Origin of the sequence: Shewanella sp. LC6 (assembly GCF_006385735.2) — a bacterium.
In the GTDB taxonomy this organism is placed as follows: Bacteria; Pseudomonadota; Gammaproteobacteria; order Enterobacterales; family Shewanellaceae; genus Shewanella; species Shewanella xiamenensis.
On the sequence record NZ_CP043902.1, the window covers coordinates 3,550,856 to 3,569,046 of the forward strand.

Sequence of the window (18,191 nt, forward strand, 5' to 3'; positions counted from 1 at the left end):
CAAAAACTTAAGAAAGGTAATGATGATGAAAAAATCCACCCGGTTTATGTTGTCCATGGTGGCAACCGCTATCGCACTATCTCAAACTAACGCCTTTGCCGCAGAGCAAGAAGATGGCATCAATGTTGGCGGCGCCGTGCGCGTTAACTATGGCTATCGCGATTATGATGAAAAATCGAAGGATAAAGGCGGCGACTTTAACTTCGACATGGCCGCGATTAAATTTGATGGTAAAAAAGGCGATTTCGGTTTAGCGGCGGAATACCGTTTTACCTCAGGCACTAACTACATCAAGTATGGTTATGGCTACTACAACATTGATCCAGACTGGCAACTGCAATTTGGTATCAACAAAGTGCCCTTTGGTAACCGCGAGTTTATCTCTAACAGTTGGTGGTTTGGTCTGCCTTACTATTTAGGCTTTGAAGATGACCATGACATCGGCTTAAAAGCGACCTATGAGAAAAACGGCTGGCACACGGATTTAGCGTTTTATAAAAATGCCGAATACGGCCCAACCGAAAACAAGCGTTATTCAACTGACTTGTATACCGGCACCATCAATGGCACTGAATACAACAACGAAGAAACCAACCAACTCAACGTGCGCCAAACCTACACCGCCGAATACGAAGGTGGCGCAACCACTTTTGGTGGCTCAGTACAGGTCGGCCAAATCTACAACAGCAAAACCGGTAATAATGGCGACCGCTATGCCGTCGCACTGCATGTAGACAGCAGCTACAACGGCTGGAACCTACAAATGCAAGCCATGCAGTATGAATACAATGCTGCAGATGCTATCGACGACAACAAAATTGGCGTATCGGTGGTGAGCTGGCAGTACGAAATCGCCTCAAAAGGCCAAGCCTATAACATCAACATTGCCAAAACGGTTAACACAGATTGGGGCAGCATTAAGTTTTATAACGACTTTGGTTTAATGACGCCTGATGTTGATGACGATAGCTACGACAACAGCATGCAAAACGTCACCGGTATGGCGATTTCTGCTGGCCCAACTTACACCATGATTGACTTTGTCATGGGTAAAAACATGACCTTCTCGACCGCCAATAACGACCACGTTGGCCTACCAGAAGTCGGTAACGATTGGGATAAACGTATCAACATCAACTTTGGTTACTACTTCTAATATTTGCGCAGTTTAGGACGTCCCTCCTCCCTGCCGTTTTAGACTGCTATACCTTTTTTTGCCCTATTCGTTAGGGCTTTTTTTATGCTTTTTTCTTATAGAGTGAACGATGAAACTACAATATTTACCTACACTTGCTGTTTATTTTATCTGTTCATCCTCACTGTATGCCGCCGATGTGCAATTAGGCGGCTTTATTAAGGCCAACACTCGCTTTGTTGAAGGAAATCTAGCCTTTCAAGACAGTTGGACAGGTGGAGGCAAAGTTGTTGAGCACAGCAAACGCACCCAATTTGGCGCCCAAGAAAGCCGCTTTAATTTGACACTCAACACCGATGAGGCCAAAGCCTTTGCCGAAATCGATTTTGTTGGCTCCAGCCAAGGAAATCCGATTATCTCCAACTCCTACAGTCCACGGCTTAGGCATGCCTATATCAGTTATCAAGGCATCACCGCCGGGCAAACCTGGTCAACCTTAGTCAATACCAGTACCTTTGCCGAAACAGCCGATTTAGGCGGGCCATTAGTTGGACAAGCCATGGTAAGACAAGCACTTATCCGCTATAGCACCGAACAATGGCAATTCGCCCTCGAAAATCCCTACACCTACGGCACCCAAGCCCAAACGGATGGGCTAACCAGCATTACAGCAGCCAAACCTGACTGGATTGATACCAGCCATGACTACATCCCAGATATGATTGCCCGCTACAACCAATCCGGCGAGTGGGGCAATGTGTCTCTCTCAGGCTTAGTGCGTTATTTAGATCCAGCGGGCACTTCGCAATGGGCTGGCGGGCTCTCCCTTGCTGCCAAACTCTTTACCTTTGGCCAAGATGATCTGCGCCTACAATTGCACTACGGCCACCTAGGTCGTTATGTCGGCACCGACGCTGCGCGCGATATTATTGAAGGAGAATTAGAAACCTCGACATCAGCCATGTTTGCCTACAGGCACTTTTGGACTGACTACACCCGCTCGACACTCTTTTTTGGACACACAAGCACTGAGAGAGAACAAACGGATCGCAGCCACGTTGGTGTGAATCTGTTTACCAATTTAACCCAAGCACTCACCCTAGGTATTGAAGTGGGCCGCTATCAAATTGAGGATAACAACAGCTCAGCCCATCCCTATGCGCAGCAGGGAATGGCCAACTATGCCCAGCTCAGCATGCAATTGCAGCTGTAAAGCGGCTCAGACGGTAAGATTATTCGCGAGTAGAGTCACGAATAAGTTTGCCACTCAAAATATGCCGTGATCCAATTCACCTTTACCATCAACCAATCACTTTATTGTTAGTCACGTAACAAAATAACCAACACAATATCGCCATTAAGCGATGTAAAAATAGGATTGGAATGATGAAATTAAAAATGCTTTTCGGATTAGCCGCACTAACGTCTACAGCGGTTATGGCTCAAGGCCCACAATGTAACCATGCGCAACTGCCCTATCAACAAATGACGCCAGTGCCGTACGACAGCACGCCCTATGTGCCGCAAAACACCATGCCAGAGCAGTGCAGCAACCCAGAAATCGAAGCCTACATTGCCGATTGGGAAGCAGGCAAAATCGACTTTAACACCATCAAACCCAATGACAGCATTGCTGCAGACCAACGTTTTTGTAAAACCTTGGATGACCACGGTAACGTACTCGAAGCCAAAAACTGCGATCCTAAAAACTCACCAGTGGGTTATATCTGGAAAGAACTCTCAGACAGCCCAATGGTTATCGGTATCACCAATGGTTTGAAATCCGACCATGAGCCACATTTCCATGGTCAACCAGAGTGTTACTACGTGGTCAACGGCACCAGTAAAACACTGGCAAACAATAAATTTGAAACCTTAGCAAAAGGTCAGTACTTCTATATTCCTGGTGCCCATATTCACAACACCCCAATCCTCAATAAAGAAGGTTTAGGTGTGTTTTACTGGTATCCAAACAACGCCCACTTTGATGGATTTAAATACTACTGGCGTAAAGATGTGAAAAACCTACGCGTGGCCGAAGAAGCCTTCGACCGTGTAGATGCCATCCGCAAACGCGACTTAGATTTAGGCCCATACGGCACCAACGAAGCCTTCTTCAAAAAATGATTTAAAAAACCGAAGTAAAACGCTTCAAAAAAAGGGGTTAACACTCAACTGTTAACCCCTTGCCATTCCCCGCTAGCACGATAGTTAACATCTGCAATCCCTAATAAAACTCGTCAACCCAAGCTGTGCGCCTTAATATAAAGCCGCTTAAATGACTTAACTTATTAGGAAATACGCAAAATGGACTTAATATTAACTGTAGCAAGAGCAATCTGAATCGTTTTAAAAAAACCACAACACCACCAGATAAAGCAAGATACGGGTGATAACCAATATTTGCTCCGCGTTGTTAGAAAAACAGCGCCGAATCAATATGAGTTGCACGCCCAAAATCCAGCCTATCAAACGATGTTAGCCACTGACTCAATGAAAACCTTTGCGCGCTTAAAAGCCGTTCTGGAAAGCCAAGATTAGCCTGCTCTAACGACTCACTCGAACGGCTAAAAGTTTCTCAACTCTGCTTTTCAACCTTGTTGATGCTGCCTTTGTATCCAGTGGCATCAACAGCTTTTAGCAGATTGTCGAGGTTATAATCCTCAGCGACTGTCACTACCGCTTGCTCAGTTTTCAAATTGGCTTTGGCCTTAATCACGCCATCGGTTTTGCGCAGGGCTTGATTGACGACGGTAACGCATAATGGGCAAGTCATGCCTTTAACATCGAGTGTGACCAACAGATTGTCTGCCCAAGTGGAGGGCGTAAATCCTAATGATGTGATGGCTAATAGGGTCGATAGTGTGGTTAATCGTGTGGTAAATTCTGTGATACGTGATCGTGGCTTCATTCAAACACCTCAAGCAACCAAGGTAAAACAAAGGGATACAGCTGAAAGGCCAACACAATCGGCACGCTAAGCCAGTAAATGAGCAACATTTGTCCTCGGCTAAACTTGCCGGTACAAAGCGGCTTTTTAGCAAAGTACAAACGCCAAAACCCAAACAAGATAAGCCCGGTTGACAGGATCAACATAGGCACTTGTAACCAACCTAAACTCGATAACCCCGACAGCCCCGCGGCAGAGACGCCAAACACTAAATAGATTAAGGGCGCAATACAACAAAGGCTGGAGGCGATCGCCGCAATCACTGCGGCGGTCATGGTGGCTAACAGCTGTTTAACGCTGTTCGCTTGACTGGTAGTCATAGGCAAATACTTTTGGCTCATAGTAATTGACAGGGTCGCCATCCACTTCAGCGTAAGGGTAACCAAAATTGTTGAGTGGAGTCTGCTCTGCGGCTGGGAATAAGTCAAAGTCACGGCCATAGTTAAAGCCTACCCAATTCATTTCCCAGTTACCAAATAGGTAGTCGTTCACCGCTTGCACAGCAGGGTCGTTATGTTCTTTATTCTCGGTGAGGCGCATTTTAGTCACATCCGCAGGATCGGCGGGTAACCAGCCATAACCAGCAAGGTAGAACATAGCACGGCAATGTTGGCCACCAGTGACATCGGCAACCCCTTTTTCATCAGCACTGCCAAAGGCTTTTTTAGAGTATTTCCCCATCTTGATCGCTTGGCCTAAACGAATACCAAACATCTCACGGGCAGGCACACCCACTGCGCGCATCAGCGCCACAAACACTGAGTTGATATCAGTACATTTTCCACCGAGTTTGCCACTTTCAAGAATCGCTGCCACATCACCATTACCGCAACCTATCACACTGTTATCACGGTACATATTGGCACTCACCCAGTTATAAATGAGTTGTGCTTGTTTGAGTGGTTCGGTCTCTTTACCCACAATCTTATCGGCGGTCTGCTTCACGATACCGTCCACTGGCATATGCTTGGTTGGCTTAAGGTAGATGGCCACTTCAGCAGGATACTCAGGTTTTACTGGCGCGCGATAATGGCTTAACTCGCCGCTTTTAAGGGGTTCCCAATCTTGGGTTTCTATCACTAATTCTAATGTTAAGGTCATTTTACCTTTAGCATCGGGCCAAGTCGCAAACAGGGTTTTGGCGCCATAATGGTTATAAGCACTGATATAAGCATCTTGATAAGTGCCGCTAAAGTTAAGTTTTTCAACCTGTTGAAAGGCCGTGTTTTCGGGTAGCGGCACCCTTAACTTCACCACACCGGATGAGCCTTCTGGCGCGACTAATTGATAGGTATTGGTTAAGGTAAAACGGCGACGGCCGCAGGCTTTATCGACCATTGAACTGGCTTGGGTCGACGCCGCCAACACTGGCATCACGGTTCCCGCTGCCGACAAAATCGCTGCACCTTTCAAAAAATCACGCCTTTGCATTAGACATTCCTTATATGGATAAGTATTAGAAAAAAAGAGACCACTAAAGTACTTGATAGCGATTATAGAAAGTCCCATCTGCACCTCAATAGTGTCGTGGATGGGAATGGGATCGATGTACCAAAAAAAACCCTTAAAGAGCACATAAATGCAAGAACAGTTAAGATAAGTGGGACATTTTGTCGCAAAGGTATTGCGTTTAGTGGTCGGTCAATTCAGTACTCTTAAAAACGTTGTCACACATTACTTATCCATGTTTGGCTCGACAGCCTCTTAACTGATGCATGGTCAAAATGACTAAACACCAAATAAATCAAAATCAAAGTAAAAAAGCCCTGAAGCTCTGCCGGAAAATGAAACTTAGACGTGATTGTTGCAAAATTGTTCCAAAAATAATGGTAAAAAACCACATTCATTCTAGGCTTAAAAATGCACATACCTTACAAAGTAGGTTTATCTATGAAACATAAACTGTTATTCAGTCTCTGTTCTCTCTTACTTGCCACCAGTGCCCAAGCCGAAGTGAATATTTCAGGTTTTGCCTCAGTGGTTGCGGGTAGAGTAATAGATGGCACTGGCGTTGCAGAGTTTGACCTTGGCCCAACCTTCCTAGCTGATTATCCACTCGTGGGCGCATACGATGAAGATATCAGCTTTAAACCCGACACACTTTTTGGTATTCAATTTTCAGCCGATTTACTTGAAGGATTATCCGCCACTGCTCAGGTGGTTTCCCGAGGTGCCGATGACTTTTCAGCCGATTTTGAGTGGGCCTATTTATCCTACGAATTAAATGAACACTGGACGGTACAAGGCGGTAAAAAAAGACTGCCACTCTATTATTACAGTGACTTTTTCGACGTGGGATATGCCTATCCTTGGATCCGTCCACCAGCAGATAACTACACATGGCAAGTCTTTAACTACACGGGTGTCAGCGCATTATATAACTATTTAATGGGTGAATGGACTATGTCAGGACAGGTCTATTACGGCAGTGAAGATAGTGACCCCAATAAATTACTTTCTGATTTCTTCTTCCTAGAGAACACCCGTGAAGTTTGGAAAGATATTGGCGGCATCGTAGTACAATTTAACCGTGACTGGTTGGATATTCGCTTAACCCATATGCAATATACCAATGAACGTTATATTGGCGGTGTACAACAAGAATGGAATGGCAATAAACAAAGAACAGGTAAATTTTACGGCTTATCGGTCAATATCGATTATAACAACTTCTTATTTTTATCTGAGCTGAATAGATTGGATCTAGATGGCAGTAATCTAGACACTTATCTCGTCACATTGGGATACCGCATAAAATCTGTTATGCCTTATGTCTCGTATTCTGACTTTAATGATGGTGAAGGTGGTGAAGTCCATCACACCACTTCTGCGGGTATACGTTGGGATTTCCATCCCTCTGCCGCCTTTAAAATTCAATACGATGATGTAAAAGATGAAGGCGGCCCAGGCATGAAGGTCGCGGGAGACTCGCAATCCATCAGCCTCGGCGTTGACTTGGTATTTTAGGAGAGAGACATGAAAAAATTACTTTGCTCAATCCTACTTAGCTTAGTATCAATGCCCATTTGGGCAGGCGTGGTGGTAATTGTTCATCCGAGCAATGGCGATACTATTGATCAAAAAGCGATAGAAAACATTTATCTAGGAAAAACAAAAACCTTCCCTAACGGTGCCTCCGCTGTTCCAGTGAATTTGGACAGTGCCGTACCATTAAGGGAAACCTTTGACTCAAAAGTCTTAGGTAAATCATCGAGTCAACTCAAATCCTATTGGTCACAAAAAGTATTTACCGGTAAAGGAACACCGCCCAAAGAAGTCACTAGTGGGGCAGAAATGATTAAACTTGTTTCTTCAAACCCCAATATTATTGGCTATATTGATAGTAGTGAGGCCAATGATTCGGTCAAAGTGGTTGCCGAATTTTAAGTTGGTGTGCCGGAGTATACTCCGGCACCTTTTGGGGGCTGATAATGAATTTTTTTAACAACGTTTCTATTTTTAAAAAAGTTGGCGCAATTTTTATTTTAGCTGTCGTTATATTCACATTAAATTTAAGCATTAGTGTTATTTCAATTAATAAAAATCGCGCAACGCTTAATTATATGGAGCAACAAGTTTATCAAAGAGTAGAGTTAGCCAATCAAAACGTATTTTTTGTGCAACGACTCGATGAACTTTATACCCAATCGGTTTCCTTTGCAGATGAAGATTTATTGACCAACGCGGAAAATATGTACGAGTCAGTTCGTAAGAATCTACAACAGCTTGATAGCGTTGATCCCTCGCAGGCAACTCAGTTAAACGGCTTATCTAATAAACTCACCCGCTACAATGACATGACGCTAAAGCTAGCTAAAGGCATGCTGGCTGGGACTATCGATATGGCAAATATTGGCCAAATCAGCCAAGAAAAGTCCCAAGCCTTTGAAGCGGTTCTCAATGAGGTACAAGCCTACAAACAGAGTAAAATCATTGAGTTTAAACAAGCGATCAAAGAAGCCGCAGACAGATCGGAGCAAAGCCTGTGGCTAACGGTGTCCTCTGGTATTGCATTACTTATCGTGATGTTTATTGTGACCATTGCAATTGCTCGCTCGATTAGCTCCGCCGCCCATAGCGTTGCCCGCTCGCTTGAAGAACTCGCTGATGGCAAAGGGGATTTAAATCATCAACTCACTGTTTCTGGCACTGATGAGTTAGGCCAAGTTTCCAGCAACTTCAATCGATTTCTAAGATTACTTGCCGATTCCATCCTCCAAGTAGTGAACGTAACAGACCCGCTGTTAGAGAGTTCACATTCGTTAAAACAGCGGATGGAAGATGCGACTAAAGCGACTCAGCAACAGAGTCAAGATGCGAGTACAGTGCAAGTTTCAATGGAGGATATGCGTCATTCCGTGATTGAAATATCGCAAAATGCTCGACAAGCCGCCAGTGCCGCCCAAGTTGCCGAAAAAGAAGCCATGCAAGGCATGAATGTGGTGCAACGAACCATAGATATCTCCCAAGATCTCAACAAAGGAATCCAAGTTGCTTCAAATTCTATCAATGAGTTAGCTAGAGATACTGAAAATGTCACCTCAATTTTAAATGTGATTACCTCGATTGCAGAACAAACCAATCTGTTAGCGCTAAACGCCGCGATTGAGGCCGCACGTGCGGGTGAACAAGGCCGAGGTTTCGCGGTCGTCGCCGATGAGGTGCGCGCCCTGGCCTCTAAAACCGCCGATGCAACCACTGAAATCCGTCAAGTATTACAAAATCTTAAAACCGCCGCGGTTTCTTCCGTCAATACCATGAATGCCGCCTTAACCAAATCCTCAGAAAATGAAACCAATGCTAAAAATACTGGCCTCGCCTTAAAGTCAATCCAAGAGCAAATCGTCAGTATTAATGGAATGAACACGAATATTGCTTCTGCAACCGAAGAACAAGCTTCTGTCGCCTCTCTCGTTGTAAATAATGTGGTTAGTATGAATGCTTCCTTTGACGAAACCTTACAGATTTTGTCACAGGTGCGAAATGTGTCAGAAGGCTTAGTCGATTTTGCCGATGAACTGAAGAATGCGACTTCGCAGTTTAAGCTTTAGCTTGATTCACACACCTTCAAACAATTTTGAGGGTGTGCTCATTTCTCGGGCATATGGAATGTTTCGAGATTAAATGTTGTTCGTTATGGCAAGATCGTGAAACAAGGAATAACGCCTAGTTATTCTACTTCAATGTCGAGCAGCTCTTATGACAAAAAGTAAGAGTAAGCGTTTGCCTGAATACCCCAAGCTCAGATAAATAAATGTATATCAAACAGCTTATTGCAATGATAACTACGTTCAATGGACTTGCAATAAGCTCACGATTACCGCGTAAACTCACCTTGTAGTGGTCAACTAAATTTGGCAACAGTTTTAGAATCTAGCCAAAATCTTCGCTCGGATTCATTTGGGCTTAATCCTATTAATCCTATTAATCCTATTAATCCTATTAACCCTATTAACCCTATTAATCCTATTAACCCTATTAACCAGAGTTGAGGCTAACGAGGGCATTACCGAGTCATAAAACCGCTATCTAATGCAAATTCATTTGAGTCAAAGCCAAGTTGAGTGTTTCCAACAGTAGCAGCCACAAAACATAACAATCTGATATAGCTAAATAAAAAATACAAAAACTTTCTATGGATACAAAAATATTTGCAATAACGATTGCTCTATCGCCAAAAAATGCAAATAATGTTGCAAATTTAGACTTTGGTGATTCAATCATGAAAAGCATTATTCACGCAGAACACGCGCCTCTGGCCATTGGCCCTTATTCCCACGGCACTCGCTGTAACAACCTTATTTTTACCTCAGGACAACTGCCAGTATGCAAAGACAAAGGTGGCGTGGTTGATGGCGGCATCAGCGAGCAATCGGTGCAATGCCTTGAGAATCTAAAATACGTGCTCGAAGCTGGCGGCGGCAGCATTGAAACCGTACTTAAAACCACTTGTTACTTAAGCGAAATCAGTGATTTTGCCGCTTTTAACGACGTTTATAAAACCTATTTTAAAACCGACTGCCCAGCGCGCAGCTGTTTTGCGGTGAAGGATCTCCCACTGGGTGTCAAAGTGGAAATCGAAGCCATCGCCCACGTTAACGATTAAGCATCTGTAAGGTTGTAGCCCGATGAAACCCCAATGGCAGCAGTATATTCACATCATCAACCAAGTTGTTAAACCTGCTTTAGGCTGCACAGAGCCGATTGCCGCAGCTTACGCGGCGGCGGTTGCACGCACATTGTTGACTGGTGATCCAGACGCAATTGCAGTGCAGGTCTCTGATAATCTGTATAAAAACTCAATGGGCGTCTATGTGCCTGGAACAGGTAAAATAGGTCTTGCAATTGCCGCCGCCGCTGGCGCACTTGCGGGCAATGCCGATGCGGGCTTAGAAGTCCTTGCCAGCGTCACCCCAGAGCAAGTGGCGCAAGCACAAACCCTTATTGATGCGGGTAAAGTAAAAGTCGAGCGTACCGCGACCGATGAATTTATCTATTGCTGTGTGACCTTAACCGCGGGTGAACAAGAAGCCATGGTGAAAATCTGCGGCGGCCATACTTTAATAGCCGAGAAGCGCTTAAATGGTGAGTTAGTATTTACCGCCGATAACGCCCAAGCCAAGGCTACAGGCTCAATCTGCGACGGCGTTGATATCAATATTGAATCGATTTACCGTTTTGCCCAAGAAGTGCCCTTCGAAGAAATCCAATTTATCCTTAAAGCCTCTGAGTTAAATAGCAAATTATCCGATGAAGGTATGTCCAAACCCTATGGATTAGAAGTCGGCCGCACCATGAAAAACGGTATTGCCGCGGGGATTATTGGCGAAGACCTACTCAATAAAATTGTGATGCTAACTGCGGCGGCTTCAGATGCGCGTATGGGCGGCGCTAACCTGCCCGCCATGAGCAATTTAGGCAGTGGTAACCAAGGGATTGCGGCCACGATTCCGGTAGTGATCACGGCTCAGTGTTATAAAGTCAGTGAAGAAAAACTGGCGCGCGCCTTAATTATGAGCCACTTAGGGGCGATTTATATTAAGTCACACTACCCGCCATTATCGGCATTTTGTGGCAATACGGTCACCAGCGCGGCGGCCTCTATGGCGATGGTGTATTTAGCAGGCGGCAGTTTCGAGCAATCCTGCTTTGCGATTCAAAATGTTATCAGCGACAGCTCGGGTATGGTCTGTGATGGTGCGAAAGCCTCCTGCGCTATGAAGGTCAGTACCTCATCGAGTGCGGCGGTGCGCTCCTTCTTAATGGCGCTCAACAGCCAAAACGTTTCTGGGCAAGGCATCATTGCCAAAGATGTTGAGAAGACCATCAAAAACATTGGCAGAATGGTCCTTAATGGTATGTCATCAACAGATGTCACCATTATTAACATCATGTCAGAGTAAGACGGTTATTACTGATAGGCTTCTGAATAAAGGCTAACATGATGAAATTACATGACTTAACCCAAAGCGATCTGGATATACTCAAGTCTATCGAAAATATCGTCGATGGGATTGCCGCCATGTATGGCCAGCATACAGAGGTAGTGCTGCACAGCTTAGATGCTAAGCATCCTTCGGTGGTCAAAATTGCCAATGGTCATATAACCGGGCGAGAAGTTGGCGCGCCGATTACCAATCTTGCGATACAAAAACTAAAATCGGGACAAGATATTTCTAACGCTTACCTGACAAAATGTGCCAACGGCAAAACACTCAGATCAACCACCACCATTATCCGCAATAGCAAAGATCAACCGATTGGATTGCTCTGTATCAACACGGATATGGATGCCCCATTGCAATCAGTCCTGCGCTCTATGATGCCAGAACAACTGTTTAGCAATGAGCAGACCCATTCACCCGAAGTATTCGCACGCAATATTGATGAGGCGCTACATAGTGCGATTGACAGTGTGAATCACGAAGTTCGTGCTAACGCTGCGATTTCACCTTCGCAAAAAAGTCGCGAAATCGTCAATCAACTCCATGAATTAGGGATTTTTGAACTCAAAGACAGCGCCCAAGTAGCCGCTACTCGGTTGGGGATTTCAGTGCATTCCATTTACCGCTATTTGCGTGAAATCAAAGCCAATCAAGCTGAAAACGACAAAGCCTCAGCCTAAAATAAAGGGCTAAGATCTAATAACCTTAGCCCTTGCGTTTTAGTATTTTGCGCTCATTATTGCGAGGCTTGTCCGCTCAAGCCCATCATATTCCATGCCTGTACCGTGCCATCGGCCATTAACGCAATGGCATCAAACAAATTGCTTCGAATCTCACGCATTTGACTCAAATCAACGGCTTGCTTATCTAACGTCATCGCAGGCTCTTCACCCATCCATACAGCAATGGAACCATCTTGGCGTTTAACCGTAAACCCAAAGCCTGTCGGGAAAATATCCGATGCTTGAGTGATTTGAGTTTTAGGTCCAGAGTGACCATCAACCACGGTGCCATCCTGTTTTAAAAAGGCAAACTCCCGCTCATAGGTCACCACCTTGTCCACCTGCGGGATTTCTTGATAACGTGGTTGATGCTGTCCCAAGTCCCAACCTTCCCAAGCAACGGCCGTATTATCCCGACGTAGCGCGACAAATCCCTCATCAAAGGGATAAACCTTATCAATGTTTTGCAACTTTTCCTGTATGACTGACGTATCGGCACCATTGAATTTACTGCCCCATACGTACAGTTGACGACTAATGGTTAGAGCGGCAAACGCACCACGATTTGCATAAATATCAATTACTTTATTGGCGCGACTTGTGGTAGATAAACGCGCTGGAAACGCGGCATGATACTCAGTCAATTCGCCCTCACCCCACGAATATACGCTGCCATCCGCCAGCAGTGCCGCAAACCCATGATCGGTGTTAACAACTTTCACGGCTGGTGCTAATTGGCTAAGTTTGGCTAATTGTTCACGGCCTTTTTGCTCATCGCTGGGCCCGCCCCAAGACACTAATTTCCCTGTCGCGGTCCTCGCGGTAAAGGCATTATCATTAGCATAGAGCAAATCGACATGGGTAAGTTCAGAGGCTACGTGACGACTATCGCCGCCATAATCGGCGCCCCCCCAAGAGACTACAGTTCCATCTTGCTTTAAGGCAGCATAGGCACCTTTGTTAATCAACACTGTGTCAATATTGGTCATAGCAGGCGCGGCATATTGCCCCGAGATCAGTTCGGCAGGCGTTGAATCCAAGTTAGACCAACTCACTACACTGCCATCTTGTTTGATGGCCGCATACAGCACCTCTCCCAACACAAAAGAACGAACACCGGTCAGCACTTGCTTCATCGCCATTCCCCAAGGAATAAGCTTTCCGTCATGGGTTAAGGCCGCAAAACCACAGCTATCCTCTGCCGCATATAGGTGTTTTACATTGACCAGAGGCTCGGCGGCATTATTGATATCGCCGCCACAGTCAGGCTCGCCCCATGCCACCACAGTGCCATCTTGCTTGAGCGCCGCAAATGCACTGAGATTACTGTAGATTTGACTCACTTGGGCTAACTGAGCGGGCATCGGGATTTTGGGCGAATCGTCAACCAGCTCAAGGTTGTTCGGGGTGGAAGTGACAACATTATTCACGGCGGATGATGGCCGATGAGCTAAGATCGTGTCAGAAATTTGCTGCTTTAATTCAGGTGATATTTCAGAATCTTGTTTATCAATGAGCAAGTTAACTACATGACCTAAGGCAAAAATTGCTAGCGCCACACCAACCCAGGGAACCTGTTTTTTTTCCACAACTATATCCTTATCGTAACGACAAACTCTCACTGAGTTTAAACGGATGCACAACATCGATGGCTGAGCACTCATTATAATTGGGCGATTGTAACTAAAGTACGAGCAAAATGACATTGCCCTAAAGTCGAGATATTCCATCGCCCTTAAAACAGAAAAGCAGCGATATTCGCTGCTTTTATTCAACATCATCCACAGAATTAGCTAATCCCGTTTACCAACCTTTTCTAAGCCCCACACTAAGGCAATCGCCGCTAACATGCACACAATAGCAAACAAGAGTTGTGAGGGCTGGCCAGTCACTTGCTCAAAATTAAGTGGCGAAATATTTTGTTCCAGCAAAGGCACTTGCTCGCCATGGGAGTTGGTCTGCCAGGTTAAGGTTTGTTTCCAAGGCCAAATTTTGCCTAAGGTACCAAGCATCAATCCGGTTAAAAACACGATAGTAGCATCATGGTATTTACGTAGCAGCGCCGACAATAAATGGCTAAATGTCAGTAACCCCATTACGGCCCCCACAGCAAAACACGCTAGAATATCCAGTTGAATATTTTTCGCCGCTGCGAGTACTACAGGATATAAGCCAAGCAATAATAAGATAAAACTGCCCGAAATCCCGGGTAACACCATGGCACAAATCGCAATCGCACCGCCAAAGAAGATATTTAAGTAACTGGCTTCCACCGACACAGGATTAAGCACAGTAATTGCCCAAGCAGCTAACACGCCGAGCACGAATAAACCCAAGCGTGCCAGCGTAAAGCCACTCACCTGCTTGAGCATATGCACCACAGAAATAATGATTAAGCCAAAGAAGAATGACCAAATCGGAATGGGATGCGCCACCAGCAACCACGAAATCAGCTTAGCGAAGCTAAAAATACTGGTCAGGATCCCCGCCAATAAACTCACTAAAAATCCGCCATTGATATGTATAAAAGCGCCTTTTAGCCCCTGCGACTTAATCACACCCCAAAGGGATGGATTGATGCGCTTAACGCTTTCAAGCAAGGTATCAAGAATGCCAGTAATGAAGGCGATGGTGCCGCCCGAAACCCCTGGCACCACATCGGCGGCGCCTATGGCCATGCCCTTAAAATAGGTCAGCAAATATTTCAATGTAAGTCCTTGTTGCTAAATCAATATGTGGTGTCATTGATGACAAATTTGTCGTGATTATACGGTGTTAGCCTAAAAACAGCGAAATGAAGTTTACTTAATTCAGCCGACTGGCAATTATTGTTACCTCAATGTTACACTCATCCGACCAGAAAAAGATAACCGCGCCACTAAGACCTAACATCATCATTGGCCAAAGATTATCCCCCTTAGTTTGCACTCCGATGAAGGATAAACATGAGTACTCACGAAGAAACCCGTACCAAACCGAACAAGGTGCTTGCGCTTTACCACAAGACCCAAGGTTTACCCTTTGGCCAAAAAATCTTCTCAATGATGGTGTCACGTATGGCGCCTTATTTTGGCACCATCAAACCACTGATCACTGAATTGCGCCTTAACTACTGTTCATGTTTAATAAAAAAACGTCATGCTGTTCATAACCATATAAAAACGGTGCACGTGATTGCGATTTGTAATGGCTTAGAAATGGCAATGGGCGTGATGGCCGAAGCCTCGATTCCAGCGCACCTACGTTGGATCCCTAAGGGCATGAGTGTGGATTACACCGCCAAAGCGGGCAGCGATATTTTGTGTGTGGCTGAAGTCACGCCAGAGCAATGGGCCCCCGGCGATATGTTGGTGCCCGTAACCGCCTACGACACTCAAGGAGTCGTGGTCGTGAAGGGGCATATTAAATTATGGATTTCAGAAAAGCCGCAAAAATAAGTTAACGCCACCGAGCCAAGGTTAATCGTCAAGCAAGATAACAAGTTAAGTTGTCTTGCCCAAACCTTACGGACTGCTATGCTAAGCAAAACAATCTAACAGGGGGACAACATGGATGAATTTTTACAGGCCGCCATTGATGAAGCCAAACAAGGATTAGCCGAAGGCGGTATCCCCATTGGCTCAGTATTAGTGATTGACGGTAAAATTGTCGCCCGCGGGCATAATAAACGTGTGCAGCAAGGCAGCGCCGTATTACACGCTGAGATGGATTGCCTCGAAAACGCTGGCAGATTGACCGCCGCCGATTATCAAAAAGCCACGCTCTATTCAACCCTCTCCCCCTGCGATATGTGCAGTGGCGCTATTTTACTCTACGGCATCCCTAAGGTAGTGGTCGGTGAAAATGTCACTTTTCAAGGGCCGGAAGCCTATGTACAGTCCCGCGGAGTCGACGTGACAGTGGTAGACAATCACGAGTGCAAGCAATTAATGCGCGATTTTATCGCCGCCAAGCCACAGCTATGGAACGAAGATATTGGTGAATAGCAACGATGTTTGTAGCACTTATCGAATGGTCCAGCAGTGATATGCCTTAAGCACCAGTTCGGTGAAGGCCTTGTACCATAAAATTGAACGGAGCTGAGCTCCGACTCGGTTTACCCCATTTCGTGTAGAGAAAGGATGCCTACTATCAAACCTATCACTCAAGCTGCTAAAGATCCTTGGGCAAATCCCTCAAAGGCGAATCACACTCACGATCTCTCGATCCCAAGTACTCGCAATGCCAACCTCGATGCGATTCGGGGCTTAGCCGTCTTGGGGATATTTTTTATGAATATCTATTTTATGGGGATAAGTTTTTATGGCTATGCGCCCCATCAAATCCCCTTACTTTCAGACCAAATCCTCCAAAGCGTTAGCAATTTCTTTATTGAAGGGCGCTTTATCAGCCTATTTTCTATCCTTTTTGGTGTTGGGCTTTATATTCAATTTCAGCGATTTAGCAACAATGGCTTGGCCGCTTATTCGCTGCTAAGCTCACGCTTGAAATGGTTGATTGTCTTTGGCCTGCTCCACGGCATCATTATCTGGCCCGGTGATATTTTACTGACCTATGGGGTCAGTGGATTTTTAGCACTTTGTTACCGTGATGCCAGCATCGACGAGTTAAAACGTAAGGCCAATATTTTTATTTTCATTGCCTTAGTGATGATCAGCTTAATAGCGCTTAGCGGCAGTGACGAACTGTTTACCCGCGAATCAGCACTTTTTGCCGAGCAATATAACGCTTGGACAGCAAGTTACCCTAACCAACTGCTGCTGCATTTAATTCAAGTTGGCTATATGGCGCTCGTGATCCCTTTTACCTTAATGTGGTTTACGGCAGGCTTAATGTTGCTGGGGATGGCACTCTATCAACAGGGCATCTTTGAACAGGGTTTTGACCGTAACACCTTACTCAAACTCGCTTTAGCCACCTTAGTGTTATCCTCCATGGATACCCTATTAGGCTTAACCGAAAACCCCATACTGGTGATGTTTTCAGACATTCTAGTCATGCTGAGTGCTATTCCGATGGCGCTGATTTATATCCATATAGTGGTTTATATCTGTCAAAACCGCTCGACCGTGCTAAAGCCACTGCAAAATGTCGGCAAACTCGCCTTTAGCCTTTATATTCTGCAATCTATCGTTGGCGTATTTATCTTTCGCCACTTTGCCCCTGAGTTACTGTTAACCCTCAATAGAGGCAGTTATATGGCAATAGCCTTGGGTTATTCGCTACTGCAATTGCTGCTTGCGAGTGTATATTTACGCTACTTTAAGCAAGGGCCGCTCGAAAAACTCTGGCGCCACCTCGCCTTTAAATCCATTCGTCCCAAGCACCAGAACAAATGAACAACAAAAAAACGACTCACACCCGCTCGCCCCGCGCCTCAAAGCCGGGAGTGATTCACAGCAAGGCGAGTTCGATGCCATTGTTATTAGCACTGGCCTTTCTCGCCATGTTAATTGGCGCGGCTTGGTGGCATATGCTGCCAGTCGCGATTGCTGGTTTATATCTGGCGCTGAGTTTATGCACTTTTATCACCTACGCCGTTGATAAATCAGCCGCTAAAAGAGGTAAATGGCGCACCAAAGAAAGTACTTTGCACCTCATGTCGCTGATGGGCGGCTGGCCCGGTGCACTGTTTGCCCAGCACCTTCTACGCCATAAATCAGTAAAAACGGCCTTTCGTAAACTGTTTTGGCTAACGGTAGTAACCAACTTGGCCTTGCTGGGTTATGGGCTCCAAACCGGAGTGATGGATAGATTGATTTAAAGCGCGCATATCCAATCAACCTGAAATCCCCAATCAACCTGAAGATACGAATGTCAGAGTGCCTACAAGTTGTAGAGCCCTTAGGGACGCCAATTCAAGGCTCATACATAACAAAATGTCGGCCACATTTGGAATTGACACAATACGGAAGTCGCAATGAAAAAATTAGCCCCGT

Annotated in this window: 18 protein-coding genes; 13 read left to right on the plus strand and 5 right to left on the minus strand. The window is 45.4% G+C overall.

Features of this window, described 5'->3' with window-relative positions; all coding sequences use genetic code 11:
• Nucleotides 1–22 precede the first annotated feature (22 nt).
• From FJD32_RS15930 to FJD32_RS15940, 3 genes are all read left to right on the plus strand, one after another.
• Nucleotides 23–1,156, plus strand: a complete 1,134-nt coding sequence (locus FJD32_RS15930) for a membrane protein (protein ID WP_037425559.1) — start codon at nucleotides 23–25, stop codon at nucleotides 1,154–1,156.
• Nucleotides 1,157–1,265: 109 nt separating this feature from the next.
• Nucleotides 1,266–2,348 carry a hypothetical protein gene (locus tag FJD32_RS15935; protein ID WP_088585878.1) on the plus strand — a complete coding sequence of 361 codons (1,083 nt, stop codon included), beginning with the start codon at nucleotides 1,266–1,268 and terminating at the stop codon, nucleotides 2,346–2,348.
• Between the two features lie 170 nt (nucleotides 2,349–2,518).
• The gene (locus FJD32_RS15940) at nucleotides 2,519–3,262 is read left to right on the plus strand and encodes a cupin (RefSeq protein ID WP_037425485.1); all 744 of its coding nucleotides are present in this window, start codon (nucleotides 2,519–2,521) and stop codon (nucleotides 3,260–3,262) included.
• Between the two features lie 451 nt (nucleotides 3,263–3,713).
• On the opposite strand, the gene FJD32_RS15945 is transcribed toward FJD32_RS15940, so the two are convergent.
• From FJD32_RS15945 to FJD32_RS15955, 3 genes are read right to left on the minus strand one after another with little or no spacing between them, the layout of a single operon-like run.
• Entirely contained in the window at nucleotides 3,714–4,046 is a 333-nt protein-coding gene (locus FJD32_RS15945) for a heavy metal-associated domain-containing protein (RefSeq protein WP_051714064.1), read from the minus strand.
• Nucleotides 4,043–4,360, minus strand: coding sequence for a mercuric transporter MerT family protein (locus tag FJD32_RS15950; RefSeq protein WP_047540796.1), 318 nt, complete (start codon nucleotides 4,358–4,360; stop codon nucleotides 4,043–4,045). The genes FJD32_RS15945 and FJD32_RS15950 overlap by 4 nt, the downstream gene beginning before the upstream one ends.
• Nucleotides 4,361–4,376: 16 nt before the next feature.
• Nucleotides 4,377–5,516: a transglutaminase domain-containing protein gene (locus tag FJD32_RS15955; RefSeq protein ID WP_140906901.1), complete on the minus strand. Its 1,140-nt coding sequence runs from the start codon at nucleotides 5,514–5,516 to the stop codon at nucleotides 4,377–4,379.
• 459 nt (nucleotides 5,517–5,975) lie between these two features.
• On the opposite strand from FJD32_RS15955, the gene FJD32_RS15960 reads away from it, so the two are divergent.
• The 6 genes from FJD32_RS15960 to FJD32_RS15985 all read left to right on the plus strand — a co-directional run bounded on the left by FJD32_RS15960 (nucleotide 5,976) and on the right by FJD32_RS15985 (nucleotide 12,210).
• On the plus strand, nucleotides 5,976–7,052 hold the full coding sequence (locus tag FJD32_RS15960; RefSeq protein WP_088585879.1) for a porin: 1,077 nt from the start codon (nucleotides 5,976–5,978) through the stop codon (nucleotides 7,050–7,052).
• A 9-nt stretch (nucleotides 7,053–7,061) separates the two neighbouring features.
• Complete coding sequence (locus FJD32_RS15965) at nucleotides 7,062–7,472, plus strand: phosphate ABC transporter substrate-binding protein (protein ID WP_037425478.1); 411 nt, start codon at nucleotides 7,062–7,064, stop codon at nucleotides 7,470–7,472.
• A gap of 44 nt (nucleotides 7,473–7,516) precedes the next feature.
• Entirely contained in the window at nucleotides 7,517–9,136 is a 1,620-nt protein-coding gene (locus FJD32_RS15970) for a methyl-accepting chemotaxis protein (RefSeq protein WP_055647332.1), read from the plus strand.
• 671 nt (nucleotides 9,137–9,807) lie between these two features.
• A complete protein-coding gene (locus FJD32_RS15975; RefSeq protein ID WP_055647334.1) occupies nucleotides 9,808–10,191 on the plus strand; it encodes a RidA family protein in 384 nt (127 codons plus the stop codon).
• Nucleotides 10,192–10,213: 22 nt separating this feature from the next.
• Nucleotides 10,214–11,488: an L-serine ammonia-lyase, iron-sulfur-dependent, subunit alpha gene (locus FJD32_RS15980; RefSeq protein ID WP_069454506.1), complete on the plus strand. Its 1,275-nt coding sequence runs from the start codon at nucleotides 10,214–10,216 to the stop codon at nucleotides 11,486–11,488.
• Nucleotides 11,489–11,529: 41 nt separating this feature from the next.
• Nucleotides 11,530–12,210 carry a PAS domain-containing protein gene (locus tag FJD32_RS15985; protein ID WP_037425470.1) on the plus strand — a complete coding sequence of 227 codons (681 nt, stop codon included), beginning with the start codon at nucleotides 11,530–11,532 and terminating at the stop codon, nucleotides 12,208–12,210.
• Nucleotides 12,211–12,266: 56 nt separating this feature from the next.
• On the opposite strand, the gene FJD32_RS15990 is transcribed toward FJD32_RS15985, so the two are convergent.
• Together FJD32_RS15990 and FJD32_RS15995 are read right to left on the minus strand one after the other, a co-directional pair.
• On the minus strand, nucleotides 12,267–13,841 hold the full coding sequence (locus FJD32_RS15990; protein ID WP_088585880.1) for a hypothetical protein: 1,575 nt from the start codon (nucleotides 13,839–13,841) through the stop codon (nucleotides 12,267–12,269).
• A gap of 204 nt (nucleotides 13,842–14,045) precedes the next feature.
• Nucleotides 14,046–14,960, minus strand: coding sequence for a DUF368 domain-containing protein (locus FJD32_RS15995; protein ID WP_140906902.1), 915 nt, complete (start codon nucleotides 14,958–14,960; stop codon nucleotides 14,046–14,048).
• Nucleotides 14,961–15,197: 237 nt separating this feature from the next.
• Between FJD32_RS15995 and FJD32_RS16000 the strand changes: the two genes are divergently transcribed.
• The 4 genes from FJD32_RS16000 (at nucleotide 15,198) to FJD32_RS16015 (ending at nucleotide 18,016) form a co-directional block, all read left to right on the plus strand.
• Nucleotides 15,198–15,689: a hotdog fold domain-containing protein gene (locus FJD32_RS16000; RefSeq protein ID WP_037415749.1), complete on the plus strand. Its 492-nt coding sequence runs from the start codon at nucleotides 15,198–15,200 to the stop codon at nucleotides 15,687–15,689.
• A gap of 111 nt (nucleotides 15,690–15,800) precedes the next feature.
• Entirely contained in the window at nucleotides 15,801–16,238 is a 438-nt protein-coding gene (locus FJD32_RS16005) for a nucleoside deaminase (RefSeq protein ID WP_088585881.1), read from the plus strand.
• Nucleotides 16,239–16,373: 135 nt separating this feature from the next.
• Nucleotides 16,374–17,591 (plus strand): DUF418 domain-containing protein, encoded by a 1,218-nt coding sequence (locus FJD32_RS16010; RefSeq protein WP_181159805.1) that lies wholly within the window; start codon nucleotides 16,374–16,376, stop codon nucleotides 17,589–17,591.
• Nucleotides 17,588–18,016 (plus strand): DUF1294 domain-containing protein, encoded by a 429-nt coding sequence (locus FJD32_RS16015; protein ID WP_181159806.1) that lies wholly within the window; start codon nucleotides 17,588–17,590, stop codon nucleotides 18,014–18,016. Before FJD32_RS16010 ends, FJD32_RS16015 begins: the two co-directional genes overlap by 4 nt.
• The last annotated feature ends 175 nt before the right edge of the window (nucleotides 18,017–18,191 follow it).